Annotated in this window: 1 protein-coding gene; it reads left to right on the top strand. The window is 31.3% G+C overall.

Annotated features, from left to right (window positions below; all coding sequences use genetic code 11):
* Positions 1-623 (top strand): hypothetical protein (locus I2E83_RS17565; RefSeq protein WP_195431333.1); only part of this gene is annotated, 623 nt, incomplete at both ends.

Genomic DNA, 623 nt, shown 5'->3' with positions numbered 1-623 from the left:
AGAATAAGGGCAATAAGTAAAGGATATAAAGTCCAATCTTTTATAAGCAAGATTAGCAATTCATTAATATCATTTGGAAACAAGGTGTTTAATGGAATAAGTAACTTTTTTAGAGATGGAATTAGCATTATAAAAAATATATATAATTCTTCAGTAAGCTGGACTAATAACTATGGTTTTTATGGAAGCTTAGCATCGGGAAATTTTAATTTAGGAATGTATCCTGGATTAGCAATGGCTGGAATGGGAGTTGGAGCAAGGGTAACAACGTTAGGACCTATAATTCCTGGAGGAATAACAAATAACAATAAAGGAGTTGAAGAATATCTAAAAAAATCTTTCAATCAACTATTGTTAGGTAATTTTACTAATGATGTTACAGCTTTAGGAACAGTTGGGCAAGTTGGATTAGGATTACTGGGAGCAGATTTACCATTAGATATTAGAGATATAAGCGCTGATTTTATTAAGTGGGAATGGTCATGGAAGCATGCAGGACAAACAGCACTTGATTTATTAGCTTTATTGCCGATAATTGGTGCAGTAAAATATGCGGATGAGGCATGGATAGGATTAAAGAATGGATTTAAAGTTATAAAAAATTCTGATATAATAAATAAAAT

The sequence above is a fragment of the Clostridium sp. D46t1_190503_E9 genome, assembly GCF_015555225.1.
GTDB lineage: Bacteria > Bacillota > Clostridia > Clostridiales > Clostridiaceae > Clostridium.
The sequence above is the reverse complement of the archived record's forward strand: the minus strand, read 5'-3'. Positions and strand labels throughout refer to the sequence as shown.